Genomic DNA, 14,436 nt, shown 5'->3' with positions numbered 1-14,436 from the left:
GCCAAAGCCTCATTGTTTCAGCTTCGCCTGCCGCTTGCGACGAGCTTCCGGAGCCCAGTCAAGGGCGCCCACTCGGAACAGGTAGACAAGACCTGCCAACAGAATTGCTATGAAAACGAGAGCTTCGACGAATCCGGTCCAGCCGCTTTCGCGGACGGACACAGACCATGCAAAGAGAAAGAGGGCTTCGATATCGAAGATCACGAAGAGCATCGCGACCAGATAGAATTTGGCTGAGAGCCGCAAGCGGGCGCCACCGGTAGGTAGCATGCCCGACTCGAACGGTTCGTTTTTGCTGCGACCCCAGGCTTTTGACCCGAGGAGGCTGGAGACCCCAAGCATGAAGGCGCAGAGGCCGACGACACCCAGAAGGAAAATGGCAAAGCCCCAGTTGTGGGCCATGAGTCCTGTCGCTTCGGGCATGCTGGTAATCCTTAACAGAGAGCAAAGGTCTCTGAGCTTGATAAAGAAATAAGGCAGTGACGATATGTCGCAGCAATCAATCGGGCTGATTTTATGGCTAAACACCCGGCAAGTAAAATTCCTGTAGCGAAATTATTTATTGGAATAAGGACATAGCGGCCTTCGAAACCCTTTCGGCCCAGGCTTTACGGGCGTCAGGCGGTTTTCCACGAATAATGTTTTGTTCGAACGGTAATGATCAAAGTTGCGTCTAAATGATAATTGATATCGTTTGAGTGGGATTTGTAACTGTTTATCGGGTGAGGGGCTGGGAAGTTGTCTTACTTGCGCGTTACTGCAAGTAGCAAAGCCTACCGTTGTAGCGGAAATTTCTGACGCTTGTGGCGCGTCAGATCAATGTTTTGTGCTGACGCCGCATATCCCCTGGGGGGCGAGCCTGCTCGCGAAAGCGTCGGGTCAGTCACCGGATGTGCAACCTGGCGAAAAGCCTTCGCGAGCAGGCTCGCTCCCACAGGGGGTTGAGGTGATTCAGAGATAACTGCAGACAAAAAAACGCCCCGAACCAGTCGGGGCGTCAGTCTTGCGGCTCTGCGGTTAGCTTTTTATTCGATCCGCAAAGGCCGTTTGCTCAGTGAAGCGCTATCAGTGGAACTGTTCTTCTTCGGTCGAACCGGTCAGCGCGGTTACCGAGGACGAGCCGCCCTGGATCACGGTGGTCATGTCGTCGAAGTAGCCAGTGCCCACTTCCTGCTGGTGCGCCACGAAGGTGTAACCCTTGGCGGCATCAGCGAATTCCTGCTCTTGCAGCTTCACGTAGGCAGTCATGTCGTTGCGGGCGTAGTCGTGCGCCAGGTTGAACATGCTGTGCCACATGTTGTGAATGCCGGCCAGGGTGATGAACTGGTGCTTGTAGCCCATAGCGGACAGTTCGCGCTGGAACTTGGCGATGGTCGCGTCGTCGAGGTTTTTCTTCCAGTTGAAGGAAGGCGAGCAGTTGTACGACAGCAGTTGGTCCGGGTATTCCTTTTTGATCGCTTCAGCGAAGCGACGGGCTTCTTCCAGATCCGGCTTGGCGGTTTCGCACCAGATCAGGTCGGCGTATGGCGCGTAAGCCAGGCCGCGGGCAATCGCCTGGTCCAGACCGGCGCGAACCTTGTAGAAGCCTTCCTGGGTACGCTCGCCAGTCACGAACGGCTGGTCGTACGGGTCGCAGTCGGAAGTCAGCAGGTCCGCGGCGTTGGCATCGGTACGCGCCAGAATGATGGTCGGCGTGCCGGCAACGTCAGCCGCCAGACGCGCAGCGGTCAGCTTCTGTACGGCTTCCTGGGTTGGTACCAGTACCTTGCCGCCCATGTGGCCGCATTTCTTAACCGAGGCCAGCTGGTCTTCGAAGTGAACGCCGGCGGCGCCTGCTTCGATCATGCTCTTCATCAGCTCGTAGGCGTTCAGGACGCCGCCGAAACCGGCTTCAGCGTCCGCCACGATTGGCGCGAAGTAGTCGATGTAGCCGTCGTCACCCGGGTTCTTGCCGGCTTTCCACTGGATCTGGTCAGCACGACGGAACGAGTTGTTGATGCGCTTGACCACGGTCGGCACCGAGTCCACCGGGTACAGCGACTGGTCCGGGTACATGGATTCTGCGGAGTTGTTGTCCGCAGCCACTTGCCAGCCCGACAGGTAGATCGCCTGGATACCGGCTTTGACCTGCTGAACAGCCTGGCCGCCGGTCAGGGCGCCCATGCAGTTGACGAAATCTTTCTCAGGACGGAAGGACGGCTTGGCACCCTGGGTCACCAGGTTCCACAGCTTCTCGGCGCCCATCTTCGCAAAGGTGTGCTCAGGCTGGACCGAGCCACGCAGACGGACCACGTCAGCAGCGGAGTAAGTGCGTGTCACGCCTTTCCAGCGCGGGTTCTCAGCCCAGTCTTTTTCGAGGGCTGCAATTTGCTGTTCGCGTGTCAGTGCCATGGAGATAAACCTCGTCGCGTCTTTATTGAAAAGTTGTTCTGCGGTGGAAAATTCCTGCGCTCGCTGACCAGAAGCTTAGGTGGTCAAGTCGGATTCGGCGGGGTAGGCGACGGGATGAACGATGGGCTCGAGGGGAAGTGAGCAGGTAGTGGCGCGATGCGGGCGCATTCCGGCGTCGTGGGCCTTTATGCGGTCTGCAGCGTGAAGCCGGGTTACCTAAATACGCTTCCGTCCCTCGGGACAACTTCGTTCCAGTCGGCAACCTCGTCAAACACACCTTGTGGGCGGTACAGACACGAAACGGCTCGCGGGGTAGATGCGGGCGGCGCTTCGAAGGCCCTTGCCAGGGCCTCTGATTAGCGGGAGCGAGGCCATCATGCCCGCGCTTTTTTTTCGCGTCAAACGTTTTGTAGTGCTTTTTTTCAAGCACTACATCTTTGGTCTAATACGACTAATCAGTCAGTTTTTGGTGCTTTAGTCCAGTGCGTCGACTTTCACCCGCAGGGTCATGTCATCCCGGCCTTGTGTCGAGTAGCTGCGGGTCAGGCCCTGTTTATCGGCCTGGGTCTGGCTGTTGACGCCCGCCAGGGTGATCCATTCGCCGAGGCGCCCGGTGACGGTTGTGTCGGTACTCTGAACGTTCACTACATCTGGACGTTCCTGGCTCATGCGGTCACGGTTGGTACTGATCGCCAGATGCACGGTCTCGCCAGTGACGCTGGCGGTGACGTAGAAACCCTGGGTGACGTTGCGGTATTGAGTCTCGCTGCTGTAGCCACCGTAGGAATCGCTTTGGGTGTTGGTGATCGGCACGCTCTGGCCAACCTGAATCAGCGCCGGAGTGCCTTCGCTGGTCTGCACTTGCTGCACGCCGCCGTTGCGGCTGGTGGTGCTGCGGCTGATGATCCGGGTCTGGTTCGGCTGGGCGCCATTGACCGAATAACCTTCGTCGCCGCGGCCATTGTTTTCGTTGGTGTCAACGGTGATCAGCAGGCGCTTTGGTGCGGTATCGAGTTGCGCGAGCAAATCTTTCAGTTCCTGAATCTTGCCCGGCTCGGCCTTGACGATCAGTTGGTTGCCGTAAGCGCTGACCTGGCCGTCCTGGCCGATGAAGTCCTGCGCGACTGGCAGCATGTCAGCGCTGGTGTGGTATTTGAGGGGCACGATTTCTGTGGCTGCCAGCACCGAAAAGCTGCAGCCGAGCAGCAGGGTGGTGAGCAGTGTGCGTAGGGACATGTCCGTTATCTCCGCGTTCGAAAGGCTTGATATTGCCAGTTTGTCGGCCCGGGGTGGAGCAAGTTGAATCGTAGACAGCAAAACGCCCCGGCATCGTTGGATGGCGGGGCGTTTAGTGGTGTTCTCAAGGGCCCCTTCGCGAGCAGGCTCGCTCCCACATTGGATCTCGGCCGGACACCAAACTTGTGTTCACTGATTATCCCTTGTGGGAGCGAGCCTGCTCGCGAAAGCCGCGACGCGGTCTTAAGCCGAATGCCGAACCATGTCGACATGCGGAATCCCGGCTTCGAGGAATTCCTCGCTGACCAGGCTGAAGCCCAGGCGCTCGTAGAACGCCGTGGCCTGCACCTGCGCGCTGAGCATTTGCTGCTTCAGGCCGCGCGCTTCCGCTTCGGCGATGACCGCTTGCATCAATGCGTCGCCGACCTTCATGCCGCGCCAGTCTTTGAGCACCGAAACCCGGCCGATGTGCCCATCGGCCAGCAAGCGCGCGGTGCCGATCGGGTAGTCGCCTTCAAACGCCAGAAAATGCACGGCGGTCGCGTCGTCCGCGTCCCACTCAAGCTCGGGTGGCACCGATTGTTCGGCGATGAACACCGTTTCACGAATGCGCCGGATCTCGGCGTTGTCCTTTTGCCAGTCTGCGACACGAACGCGAATTTTATTCATCGGCGAACCCCAGGCTACCTTGCTTGACCAGCTCGCAGAGCAGGCTGCGGCCGTCTTCGTCGTTCAGCCAGTCACCGAGGTTGTCGGTGTGCAAGGCGTCAGCGGCGCAGATCAGTTTCAGCAGTTCGCGCAGCTTGCCCGGCAGATAGCGGCTCTGGCCACTGGCGAACAGCAGCAGGTCGTCATCGACTTCCGACCAGGCCAGACGCGCGCTCGGGTTGCGAATCAGCACGGCACCGTCCTGCAGGGCGGCGAGGAAATCTTCCTCTTCGACGTCTTCCGGGCCCACTACCAGTTCCGGGTAGCGCGGCTCGGTCATGTACTGGCCGAACCAGGTCAGCAGCAGGCGCTCGTCGCTCATGTGTTCGGCGAGCAGGCTTTTCAGGCGGTCCAGCGCATCGTGCTGGATCTGATGCGGATCAGCGGCCGGCTTGGCGTCAGCGTCGGTGTAGCGCTCTTCGTCAGTCAGGAACTGGCTGAGGAAGTCGGTGAAGTGGGTCAGTACTTCAGCGGCGCTCGGCGCGCGGAAGCCGACCGAGTAGGTCATGCAGTTGTCGACCGCGACACCGCAGTGAGCCAGGCGCGGCGGCAGGTAGAGCATGTCGCCCGGTTCCAGGACCCATTCTTCGGTCTGTTCGAATTCGGCGAGGATGCGCAAGTCGGCGTGTTGCAGCAGCGGGCTCTCGGAATCGCACATCTGGCCGATTTTCCAGTTGCGCTTGCCGTGGCCTTGCAGCAGGAACACGTCGTAGTTATCGAAGTGTGGGCCAACGCTGCCACCGGGAGCGGCGAAGCTGATCATCACATCGTCGACGCGCCAGCTCGGCAGAAAGCGGAAGTTTTCCAGCAGCTCACTGACTTCCGGGACGAACTGGTCGACCGCTTGTACCAGCAGGGTCCACTCTTTTTCCGGCAGTTTGCTGAACTCGTCTTCGGCGAACGGGCCACGACGCAGCTCCCATGGGCGCTCGCCGTGCTCGATGACCAGGCGCGATTCGACTTCTTCTTCCAGGGCCAGGCCGGCCAGCTCGTCGGCGTCGATCGGGCTTTCGAAGTCAGGAATCGCCTGACGGATCAGCAGGGGTTTTTTCTGCCAGTAGTCACGCAGGAATTCGCGTGCCGTGAGGCCGCCCAGAAGTTGAAGAGGAATGTCGGAATTCATATGTAACCTATTGAAAAAAAGCACTTTTCAGACGGGAATAAAAACGCCCGGCGCGGCCGGGCGTCTTGAACGGGGCAAACGGTCGATCAGATGCGTTTGGCTTGTGCCACAGCGTTGCCGATGTAGTTGGCCGGGGTCAGTTGCTTGAGCTCGGCTTTCGCTTCGGCTGGCATGTCCAGGCCATCGATGAAAGTCTGCAGCGCTTCAGGGCTGATGCCCTTGCCGCGGGTCAGTTCTTTCAGCTTTTCGTACGGGTTTTCGATGTTGTAGCGGCGCATCACGGTCTGGATCGGCTCGGCCAACACTTCCCAGCAGGCGTCGAGGTCAGCGGCAATCTTCTGCTCGTTGAGTTCGAGTTTGCTGATGCCTTTGAGGCTGGCTTCGTAGGCGATCACGCTGTGGGCGAAGCCGACACCGAGGTTGCGCAGAACGGTGGAGTCGGTCAGGTCGCGCTGCCAGCGGGAGATTGGCAGTTTGCTCGCCAAGTGCTGGAACAATGCGTTGGCGATGCCCAGGTTGCCTTCGGAGTTTTCGAAGTCGATCGGGTTGACCTTGTGCGGCATGGTCGACGAACCGATTTCGCCAGCGATGGTGCGCTGCTTGAAATAACCCAGGGAAATGTAGCCCCAGATGTCGCGGTCGAAGTCGATCAGAATGGTGTTGAAACGCGCGATCGCGTCGAACAGCTCGGCGATGTAGTCGTGCGGTTCGATCTGCGTAGTGTACGGGTTGAAGCCCAGGCCCAGCTCGTCTTCGATGAAGGCGCGAGCGTTGGCTTCCCAGTCGATCTGCGGGTAGGCCGACAGGTGCGCGTTGTAGTTGCCGACAGCGCCGTTGATCTTGCCCAGCAGCGGTACGGCAGCGACTTGCGCGATCTGCCGCTCGAGACGGTAAACCACGTTGGCCAGCTCTTTGCCCAAAGTGGTCGGCGAAGCCGGCTGACCGTGGGTGCGCGACAGCATCGGCACGTCAGCGAAACGGATGGCCAGTTCGCGGATGGCGTTGGCGGTCTGGCGCATCAGCGGCAGCATCACGTCGTCACGACCTTCGCGCAGCATCAGCGCGTGGGACAGGTTGTTGATGTCTTCGCTGGTGCAGGCAAAGTGGATGAACTCGCTGACCTTGGCCAGCTCCGGCAGCTTGGCCGCCTGCTCCTTGAGCAGGTATTCGATCGCTTTGACGTCGTGGTTGGTGGTGCGCTCGATCTCTTTGACGCGCTCGGCGTGCTCCAGCGAGAAGTTTTCAGCCAGTTCATTGAGAACGGCGTTGGCCTCGGCGGAGAAGGCCGGTACTTCAGGGATACCGGCGTGGGCGGCCAGGCGCTGGAGCCAGCGCACTTCAACCAGAACGCGGGCACGGATCAGGCCGTACTCGCTGAAAATCGGGCGCAGGGCCTGGGTTTTGCCGGCGTAGCGGCCGTCAACAGGGGAAACCGCAGTGAGCGAAGAGAGCTGCATGGGGTGTTCTCGGACAGTCGGGCAACGAAATGGGGCGCGTATCATACATGAAAAAATCCGCCGGTCCGTCGCCAACTGACCGGCGTATTACGCGTTACAGACTACAAAACTCGTATTACGCGGCGTTTACTCGCTGCGCATCAGCGGATACAGCTCTTTGAGCAACTTGCGCCGGCTGATCACCAATTGCCAGCGATGCCCGCCGAGCTGGCGCCACAGACGCGCCGAACGGATCCCGGCCAGCAGCAGCGCGCGAATCTTCGAGGCGTTGCTCGGTTGCTGCAGGTTGCGCATGTCGCCGTGCACCTGAATGCGCTGGCGTAAGGTGCTCAGGGTGTCCTGATACAGCGCGCCGCAAGCAGCCACGACGTTTTCGTGGGCCGGACCGAAGTGCTCGACCTGCGACTGGATCTGCGGCAACCGCTTGCTGATGGTGTCGAGCATGTCGTCGCGCTTGGCCAGTTGACGTTCCAGGCCGAGCATCGACAGCGCATAACGCAGCGGCTCGCGCTGCAAGGTGCTCGGGTCGCGCTCCAAAGCGCCAATCAGCGCGCGATAGCCTTCGCGCAGATTGATGTCGTCGCCGCCGTATACGTCCAGCGTGTCTTTCGGGTCGCGCACCAGCAGGCTGCCGAGCATGCAGCTCAGGCCGGCTTCGTTGGTCTGGCCGGTCTTGGCGATGCGGTCGACCAGCACGGCGGCGAGAAACACGCCGCCGAGCGCCGTCAGTTGCTCCTGAGTCGGGCTCATGCCTGGCCGCTCCATGGCTCGGCGACTTCGATCACGCCGCCACCGAGGCAGATTTCACCGTCATAGAACACCACCGATTGGCCCGGCGTCACCGCGCGTTGCGGCTCGTCGAACACGGCGCGATAGCCGCTGGCGGTTTTCTCCAGGGTGCAGGCCTGATCGCTCTGGCGGTAACGCACTTTGGCGGTCAGGCGCAGCGGCTGGCTCAGGTCGATCGGGTTGACCCAGTAGATGTCCGAAGCGAGCAGGGCGCCGGAGAACAGCCACGGATGGTTGTTGCCCTGGCCGACGATCAGTTCGTTGACATCCAGATCCTTGCGCAGCACGTACCACGGTTCATCGCCGGCGTCTTTCAAGCCGCCGATGCCAAGGCCTTGGCGCTGGCCGATGGTGTGGTACATCAAACCGTGGTGACGGCCGATGACTTCGCCTTCGGTGGTTTTGATCTCGCCCGGTTGCGCCGGCAGGTATTGCTTGAGGAAGTCGCTGAAACGCCGCTCGCCGATGAAGCATATCCCGGTGGAATCCTTCTTCTTCGCGGTCGCCAGTTCGTATTTCTCGGCAATCGCACGCACTTCAGGCTTTTCCAGTTCGCCGACCGGGAACAGGGTCTTGGCGATCTGTTCACCGCCAACCGCGTGCAGGAAGTAGCTCTGATCCTTGTTCGGGTCGAGGCCCTTGAGCAGTTCGGTGCGGCCATCGATGTCACGGCGGCGCACGTAGTGGCCGGTGGCGATCAGGTCGGCGCCGAGCATCATCGCGTAGTCGAGGAACGCTTTGAACTTGATTTCGCGGTTGCACAGGATGTCCGGGTTCGGCGTGCGTCCGGCCTTGTATTCGGCCAGGAAGTGCTCGAACACGTTGTCCCAGTACTCAGCGGCGAAGTTGGCGGTGTGCAGCTTGATGCCGATCTTGTCGCAGACAGCCTGAGCATCCGCCAGGTCGTCCATGGCGGTGCAGTATTCCGTTCCGTCGTCTTCTTCCCAGTTCTTCATGAACAGGCCTTCCACTTCATACCCCTGCTCGATCAGCAGTAGAGCGGAAACGGAAGAGTCCACGCCGCCGGACATGCCGACAATGACGCGCTTCTTGGATGTGTCAGAAGGGGCTGGATCACGCATAGGGATTCAATGAGTGTCTTGGAAAAGGGCGCGATTCTAGCAGGCTCGCGGCCGCAAGGCTAAAGGGAAGGGCGGATCAGTTCGAGGCTGAAGTGATGACCGGCCAGATAATCGTCGATGCAGCGCATGATCAACTCGCTGCGCCAGTTGTCCCGCTGGGCCAATAATTCGTCGCGGCTCAGCCACTTGGCGCCGAGGATGCCGTCGTCGAGCTGATAGTCCGGGTGGTGATTTACGGCTTTGGCGCTGAAGCACACACGCTGGTAAGTCACGCCGTTGCTCGGCGCGGTGTACAGATAAATGCCGATGACGCCGGTGGGTTCTACGTCCCAGCCGGTTTCTTCGAGGGTTTCGCGCACGGCGGCTTCGATCAGAGTTTCATCCGGATCGAGATGCCCGGCGGGCTGATTGAGCACATTGCGCCCGGCCTTGTGCTCTTCGACCATCAGAAAGCGACCGTTGTCCTCGACAATGGTGGCGACGGTTATGTGGGGTAGCCATTCCATAAAACCTTCCTCAATATCCAGGTTAAAACCCGACCCCTGTGGGAGCGAGCCTGCTCGCGATAGCGTTGTGTCAGTCAATGAAGATGCTGAATGATAAACGCATTCGCGAGCAGGCTCGCTCCCACAGGGGATTTGTGTTGTGTTCGGAAACACAAACCCCGGCACAAGGCCGGGGTTTGTGATGTTCCTTTACAACCTTAAACCAGCGCAGCAATCGCCGCGTTGAAGGTTGCGCTCGGGCGCATGGCCTGGCTGATCAGCTCGGCGTCGGCGTGGTAGTAACCGCCGATGTCGACTGGCTTGCCCTGAACGGCGTTGAGTTCGGCAACGATGGTTGCCTCGTTCTCGGTCAGGGTTTTGGCCAGAGTCGCGAACTGCGCTTGCAGTGCAGCGTCTTCGGTCTGGGCAGCCAGGGCCTGAGCCCAGTACATCGCCAGATAGAAGTGGCTGCCGCGGTTGTCGATGTTGCCGACTTTGCGCGATGGCGACTTGTTGTTGTCAAGGAACTGGCCGGTGGCCTGGTCCAGAGTCTTCGACAGCACCAGTGCTTTCGGGTTGTTGTAGTTCACACCCAGATGCTCGAGAGAAGCGGCGAGGGCGAGGAACTCACCCAGCGAATCCCAGCGCAGGAAGTTTTCTTCAACCAGTTGCTGCACGTGCTTCGGTGCCGAACCGCCAGCGCCGGTTTCGAACAGGCCACCGCCGTTCATCAGCGGCACGATCGACAGCATCTTGGCGCTGGTGCCCAGTTCCATGATCGGGAACAGGTCGGTCAGGTAGTCGCGCAGTACGTTGCCGGTCACCGAAATGGTGTCCTTGCCTTCGCGGGTGCGCTGCAGGGTGTACTTCATGGCATCGACCGGCGCCATGATCTGGATGTCCAGACCGGCGGTGTCATGATCCTTCAGGTAAGCCTGAACCTTCTCGATCACCACGCCATCGTGAGCGCGCATCGGGTCGAGCCAGAAGATCGCCGGCGTGCTGCTGGCGCGAGCGCGGTTGACGGCCAGTTTCACCCAGTCCTGGATCGGCGCGTCTTTGGTCTGGCACATGCGGAAGATGTCGCCGGCTTCAACGGCCTGCTCCATCAGCACGGTGCCTTTGCTGTCGGTGACGCGAACCACGCCGTCAGCCTTGATCTGGAAGGTCTTGTCGTGCGAGCCGTACTCTTCGGCTTTCTTCGCCATCAGACCGACGTTCGGCACGCTGCCCATGGTGGTCGGATCGAACGCGCCATTGGCTTTGCAGTCTTCGATCACCGCCTGATAGATAGTCGCGTAGCAGCGATCCGGGATGACTGCCTTGGTGTCGTGCAACTGACCGTCGGTGCCCCACATCTTGCCGGAGTCACGGATCATCGCCGGCATCGAGGCGTCAACGATGACGTCGCTCGGCACGTGCAGGTTGGTGATGCCCTTGTCGGAGTTGACCATCGCCAGTGCCGGACGCACAGCGTAGACCGCCGCCATGTCGGCTTCGATCTGCGCTTGCTGCTCTGCCGGCAGCGCTTTGATGCGCGCGTACAGGTCACCGATGCCGTTGTTCAGGTTGAAGCCGATCTCGGCCAGCACGTCGGCGTGCTTGGTCAGCGCGTCTTTGTAGAACTCGGCAACGATCTGGCCGAACATGATCGGGTCGGAGACCTTCATCATGGTCGCTTTCAGGTGTACCGAGAGCAGCACGCCCTGGGTCTTGGCGCTTTCGATTTCAGCAGCGATGAACGCACGCAGGGCGTTTTTGCTCATCACGGCGCAGTCGAGAATTTCGCCAGCCTGAACGGTGGTTTTTTCTTTCAGAACGGTCGCAGTACCGTCCTTGGCGATCAGTTCGATCTTCACAGCGTCAGCGGCGTCGATCAGGGCGGCTTTTTCGCTGCCGTAGAAATCGCCGGTGCTCATGTGAGCGACGTGGGACTTGGAGTCTTTGGCCCAGGCGCCCATTTTGTGCGGGTGCTTGCGCGCGTAGTTCTTTACCGACAGCGGAGCGCGACGGTCGGAGTTGCCTTCACGCAGCACCGGGTTCACGGCGCTGCCCTTGACCTTGTCGTAACGCGCCTTGGCGTCTTTGTCGGCGTCGCTGGTCACGGTTTCCGGGTAGTCCGGCAGGTTGTAGCCCTGCGCCTGCAGCTCTTTGATCGCGGCTTGCAGTTGTGGCACCGAAGCGCTGATGTTCGGCAGCTTGATGATGTTGGCTTCAGGCGTAACGGCCAGTTCGCCCAGCTCGGCGAGGTGGTCGGCTACGGCTTTGTCGCCCAGTTGCTCGGGGAAGCTTGCCAGAATGCGCGCTGCAAGAGAGATATCGCGGGTTTCCACGGCGATATCGGCCGAGGCGGTGTAGGCCTCGATGATCGGCAGCAGGGAATAGGTGGCGAGGGCAGGAGCTTCGTCGGTGAAGGTATAGATGATCTTCGAGCGGGTGGGCATATTCGGATTAACTCTCTCTTCTTTGCTAAAGCGTGCGCAGAAACTCGAGGGGCGCCGGGTAAGCGCGTTCGTTCAAAGTCATCCATGAACCGAATGTCGAGATTCTTCGCGGTGATGTTGGGTGCATCAGTAGAGCGTCAAGCAGTCAGGCTGCGGTAACAACCCGACCAATCAGGCGGAAAGTCTCGTGCTAGAGAGGCCAGCCGTCGTGACCCTGTGGTCAGCGGGCGGCATTATACATAGGTAGCTGGCAATCTGCCGATGGTTCATATGCAACGATTCTCGTCCATTGGTCTAAAGGTCGCAGGGCGGTTCCGGGCAAGGACTCGTTACGAATGCTGGAGTTTGGCGCTTTTCCCTTTGCTTTCAGGGTTGTACGAAACGAGATGTGCGCGGCGGCGGAACATAGGGTTTGCGTGTTGATTCAACTGGGTTACGCTCGAAGCAAGCCAGGTGTTCAATCCAAACAATGGAGTTCAGCATGGGTTACAAGAAGATTCAGGTTCCAGCCGTCGGCGACAAAATCACCGTCAATGCAGACCATTCTCTCAATGTTCCTGATAACCCGGTCATCCCCTTCATCGAAGGTGACGGGATTGGTGTCGACATCAGTCCGGTGATGATCAAGGTTGTCGATGCTGCTGTTGAAAAGGCCTACGGCGGCAAGCGCAAGATTTCCTGGATGGAAGTCTACGCCGGGGAAAAAGCCACCCAGGTTTACGATCAGGACACCTGGCTGCCGCAGGAAACCCTCGACGCGGTCAAGGATTACGTCGTTTCCATCAAGGGCCCGCTGACCACGCCGGTCGGTGGCGGCATCCGCTCGCTGAACGTGGCCCTGCGTCAGCAACTCGACCTCTACGTCTGCCTGCGCCCGGTGCGCTGGTTCGAAGGCGTGCCTAGCCCGGTGAAAAAGCCTGGCGACGTCGACATGACCATCTTCCGCGAGAACTCCGAAGACATCTACGCGGGCATCGAGTGGAAAGCCGGTTCGCCGGAGGCCACCAAGGTGATCAAATTCCTTAAAGAAGAAATGGGCGTCACCAAGATCCGTTTCGACGAAAACTGCGGCATCGGCGTCAAGCCGGTTTCCCGCGAGGGCACCAAGCGTCTGGCGCGCAAGGCTCTGCAATATGTGGTCGATAACGATCGCGATTCGCTGACCATCGTGCACAAAGGCAACATCATGAAGTTCACTGAAGGTGCCTTCAAGGAATGGGCCTACGAAGTGGCGGCGGAAGAATTCGGCGCGACCCTTCTGGACGGCGGTCCGTGGATGCAGTTCAAGAATCCGAAAACCGGCAAGAACGTGGTGGTCAAAGACGCCATCGCCGACGCCATGCTCCAGCAGATTCTGCTGCGTCCGGCCGAATACGATGTGATCGCGACGCTAAACCTTAACGGCGACTATCTGTCCGACGCCCTGGCGGCAGAAGTGGGCGGCATCGGTATTGCACCGGGCGCCAACCTGTCCGACACCGTGGCGATGTTCGAGGCCACCCACGGTACCGCGCCGAAATACGCCGGCAAGGATCAGGTCAACCCGGGCTCGCTGATTCTTTCGGCGGAGATGATGCTGCGACACATGGGCTGGACCGAGGCGGCAGATCTGATCATCAAGGGCACCAACGGTGCGATCGGGGCGAAGACTGTGACGTATGACTTTGAGCGCTTGATGGATGGGGCCACGCTGGTTTCGTCTTCGGGGTTCGGGGATGCGTTGATTTCGCATATGTAAAACGTGGGCACTTAAAAACCGCCGGGCTCGATCTGTGAGTTCGGCGGTTTTTTATGGCTGGGTGTCTTGGGTGAGGTTGCTCAGCTCACGACAACAGCGTTGCTGATGGCGCCGGTCGCGGCGGCAGCGGCTCCCGCTGCACCCACAGCGTCATCCACTGTTTTTTTGTCCTGAATCGCGATTGCGTGCAGGCCTTTGGGGCCTTGAAGGAGTTCGAAGTACACCTCTTGGCCGGCCTTTAGAGTTTTATAGCCATCCATCTGGATAGCCGAGTAATGGGCAAACAGGTCTTCTGTCTGGCCGTTCTCGATAATGAATCCAAAACCCTTGGCATTGTTGAACCATTTCACCTTGCCGACAGCCATGCTCAAATCCCTCTGCAACAGTCTCCATCGCTGGAGTATCATCCCGTTCATCCGCAATCGAATTCGATAAAAGAATTGACTCCGCGGATCTTTTTTACCCACTGTGGGCTCTATTGGTTGTAACACCGTTTTCCCGATAGTCAAGGTGACCGGGCAGTCGGAGTTGAAAACGCAGGCAACCGCCCCCACCACTGTATTTGCACAACTGACGAACCTTTCTTTCCATGCATGCAATCAGCCAGATTCGACTAACATTCAATCAGGATCGCCCGCTTCTCCAAAAGGATCTTCCACAGGAGCACGACGACGATTCGGCAGGCGTTGCTGTTCAGGAAGCAAAGCCTGCATTACAGGCGCCGCCAATGTACAAGGTGGTTTTGTTCAACGATGACTACACACCGATGGATTTCGTCGTCGAAGTGCTCGAGGTGTTTTTTAACCTGAATCGCGAGCTGGCGACCAAGGTCATGCTGGCCGTCCATACAGAAGGGCGGGCAGTATGTGGAGTGTTTACCCGCGACATCGCCGAGACAAAGGCCATGCAGGTCAACCAGTACGCCAGGGAAAGCCAGCATCCGCTACTCTGTGAAATCGAGAAGGACGGTTAATCGCCGACCA

At 59.3% G+C, this 14,436-nt stretch carries 13 protein-coding genes; 2 read left to right on the top strand and 11 right to left on the bottom strand.

Annotated elements, in window-relative coordinates:
- Positions 1-9 precede the first annotated feature (9 nt).
- From ACGSLL_RS24770 to ACGSLL_RS24725, 10 genes are all read right to left on the bottom strand, one after another.
- Positions 10-423, bottom strand: coding sequence for an NADH-quinone oxidoreductase subunit A (locus ACGSLL_RS24770; RefSeq protein WP_003223812.1), 414 nt, complete (start codon positions 421-423; stop codon positions 10-12).
- A gap of 642 nt (positions 424-1,065) precedes the next feature.
- Positions 1,066-2,391, bottom strand: a complete 1,326-nt coding sequence (gene aceA / locus ACGSLL_RS24765) for an isocitrate lyase (protein WP_016775277.1) — start codon at positions 2,389-2,391, stop codon at positions 1,066-1,068.
- A 474-nt stretch (positions 2,392-2,865) separates the two neighbouring features.
- On the bottom strand, positions 2,866-3,627 hold the full coding sequence (locus ACGSLL_RS24760; RefSeq protein ID WP_042609214.1) for a secretin N-terminal domain-containing protein: 762 nt from the start codon (positions 3,625-3,627) through the stop codon (positions 2,866-2,868).
- A 243-nt stretch (positions 3,628-3,870) separates the two neighbouring features.
- The gene (locus tag ACGSLL_RS24755; RefSeq protein WP_394508310.1) at positions 3,871-4,296 is read right to left on the bottom strand and encodes a GNAT family N-acetyltransferase; all 426 of its coding nucleotides are present in this window, start codon (positions 4,294-4,296) and stop codon (positions 3,871-3,873) included.
- Positions 4,289-5,458: a ribosomal protein uL16 3-hydroxylase gene (locus ACGSLL_RS24750; RefSeq protein ID WP_332769768.1), complete on the bottom strand. Its 1,170-nt coding sequence runs from the start codon at positions 5,456-5,458 to the stop codon at positions 4,289-4,291. The genes ACGSLL_RS24755 and ACGSLL_RS24750 overlap by 8 nt, the downstream gene beginning before the upstream one ends.
- Before the next feature lie 86 nt (positions 5,459-5,544).
- On the bottom strand, positions 5,545-6,915 hold the full coding sequence (gene purB, locus ACGSLL_RS24745) for an adenylosuccinate lyase (RefSeq protein WP_003223822.1): 1,371 nt from the start codon (positions 6,913-6,915) through the stop codon (positions 5,545-5,547).
- A 126-nt stretch (positions 6,916-7,041) separates the two neighbouring features.
- On the bottom strand, positions 7,042-7,665 hold the full coding sequence (gene hflD / locus ACGSLL_RS24740; RefSeq protein ID WP_090284360.1) for a high frequency lysogenization protein HflD: 624 nt from the start codon (positions 7,663-7,665) through the stop codon (positions 7,042-7,044).
- A complete protein-coding gene (mnmA, locus tag ACGSLL_RS24735) occupies positions 7,662-8,786 on the bottom strand; it encodes a tRNA 2-thiouridine(34) synthase MnmA (RefSeq protein WP_090284358.1) in 1,125 nt (374 codons plus the stop codon). The genes hflD and mnmA overlap by 4 nt, the downstream gene beginning before the upstream one ends.
- A gap of 59 nt (positions 8,787-8,845) precedes the next feature.
- The gene (locus ACGSLL_RS24730) at positions 8,846-9,292 is read right to left on the bottom strand and encodes an NUDIX hydrolase (protein ID WP_394508309.1); all 447 of its coding nucleotides are present in this window, start codon (positions 9,290-9,292) and stop codon (positions 8,846-8,848) included.
- Positions 9,293-9,489: 197 nt separating this feature from the next.
- On the bottom strand, positions 9,490-11,715 hold the full coding sequence (locus ACGSLL_RS24725) for an NADP-dependent isocitrate dehydrogenase (RefSeq protein ID WP_394508307.1): 2,226 nt from the start codon (positions 11,713-11,715) through the stop codon (positions 9,490-9,492).
- Between the two features lie 481 nt (positions 11,716-12,196).
- On the opposite strand from ACGSLL_RS24725, the gene icd reads away from it, so the two are divergent.
- Positions 12,197-13,453: an NADP-dependent isocitrate dehydrogenase gene (icd, locus tag ACGSLL_RS24720; protein WP_208940634.1), complete on the top strand. Its 1,257-nt coding sequence runs from the start codon at positions 12,197-12,199 to the stop codon at positions 13,451-13,453.
- 80 nt (positions 13,454-13,533) lie between these two features.
- Here the strand turns inward: icd and cspD are convergent, their stop codons facing one another.
- Entirely contained in the window at positions 13,534-13,818 is a 285-nt protein-coding gene (cspD, locus tag ACGSLL_RS24715) for a cold shock domain-containing protein CspD (RefSeq protein ID WP_394508306.1), read from the bottom strand.
- A gap of 224 nt (positions 13,819-14,042) precedes the next feature.
- Here cspD and clpS point away from each other — a divergent pair, with 224 nt between their 5' ends.
- Positions 14,043-14,426, top strand: a complete 384-nt coding sequence (gene clpS / locus ACGSLL_RS24710; RefSeq protein ID WP_011334948.1) for an ATP-dependent Clp protease adapter ClpS — start codon at positions 14,043-14,045, stop codon at positions 14,424-14,426.
- Positions 14,427-14,436: the final 10 nt, after the last annotated feature.

It is taken from the genome of Pseudomonas retamae, assembly GCF_043496865.1.
Lineage (GTDB): Bacteria > Pseudomonadota > Gammaproteobacteria > Pseudomonadales > Pseudomonadaceae > Aquipseudomonas > Aquipseudomonas retamae.
The sequence above is the reverse complement of the archived record's forward strand: the minus strand, read 5'-3'. Positions and strand labels throughout refer to the sequence as shown.

Coding starts and splice junctions, on each gene's coding strand:
- ACGSLL_RS24770 (WP_003223812.1), bottom strand. CDS start 423: ATGCCCGAAGCGACAGGACTCATGGCCCACAACTGGGGCTTTGCCATT.
- aceA (WP_016775277.1), bottom strand. CDS start 2,391: ATGGCACTGACACGCGAACAGCAAATTGCAGCCCTCGAAAAAGACTGG.
- ACGSLL_RS24760 (WP_042609214.1), bottom strand. CDS start 3,627: ATGTCCCTACGCACACTGCTCACCACCCTGCTGCTCGGCTGCAGCTTT.
- ACGSLL_RS24755 (WP_394508310.1), bottom strand. CDS start 4,296: ATGAATAAAATTCGCGTTCGTGTCGCAGACTGGCAAAAGGACAACGCC.
- ACGSLL_RS24750 (WP_332769768.1), bottom strand. CDS start 5,458: ATGAATTCCGACATTCCTCTTCAACTTCTGGGCGGCCTCACGGCACGC.
- purB (WP_003223822.1), bottom strand. CDS start 6,915: ATGCAGCTCTCTTCGCTCACTGCGGTTTCCCCTGTTGACGGCCGCTAC.
- hflD (WP_090284360.1), bottom strand. CDS start 7,665: ATGAGCCCGACTCAGGAGCAACTGACGGCGCTCGGCGGCGTGTTTCTC.
- mnmA (WP_090284358.1), bottom strand. CDS start 8,786: ATGCGTGATCCAGCCCCTTCTGACACATCCAAGAAGCGCGTCATTGTC.
- ACGSLL_RS24730 (WP_394508309.1), bottom strand. CDS start 9,292: ATGGAATGGCTACCCCACATAACCGTCGCCACCATTGTCGAGGACAAC.
- ACGSLL_RS24725 (WP_394508307.1), bottom strand. CDS start 11,715: ATGCCCACCCGCTCGAAGATCATCTATACCTTCACCGACGAAGCTCCT.
- icd (WP_208940634.1), top strand. CDS start 12,197: ATGGGTTACAAGAAGATTCAGGTTCCAGCCGTCGGCGACAAAATCACC.
- cspD (WP_394508306.1), bottom strand. CDS start 13,818: ATGGCTGTCGGCAAGGTGAAATGGTTCAACAATGCCAAGGGTTTTGGA.
- clpS (WP_011334948.1), top strand. CDS start 14,043: ATGCATGCAATCAGCCAGATTCGACTAACATTCAATCAGGATCGCCCG.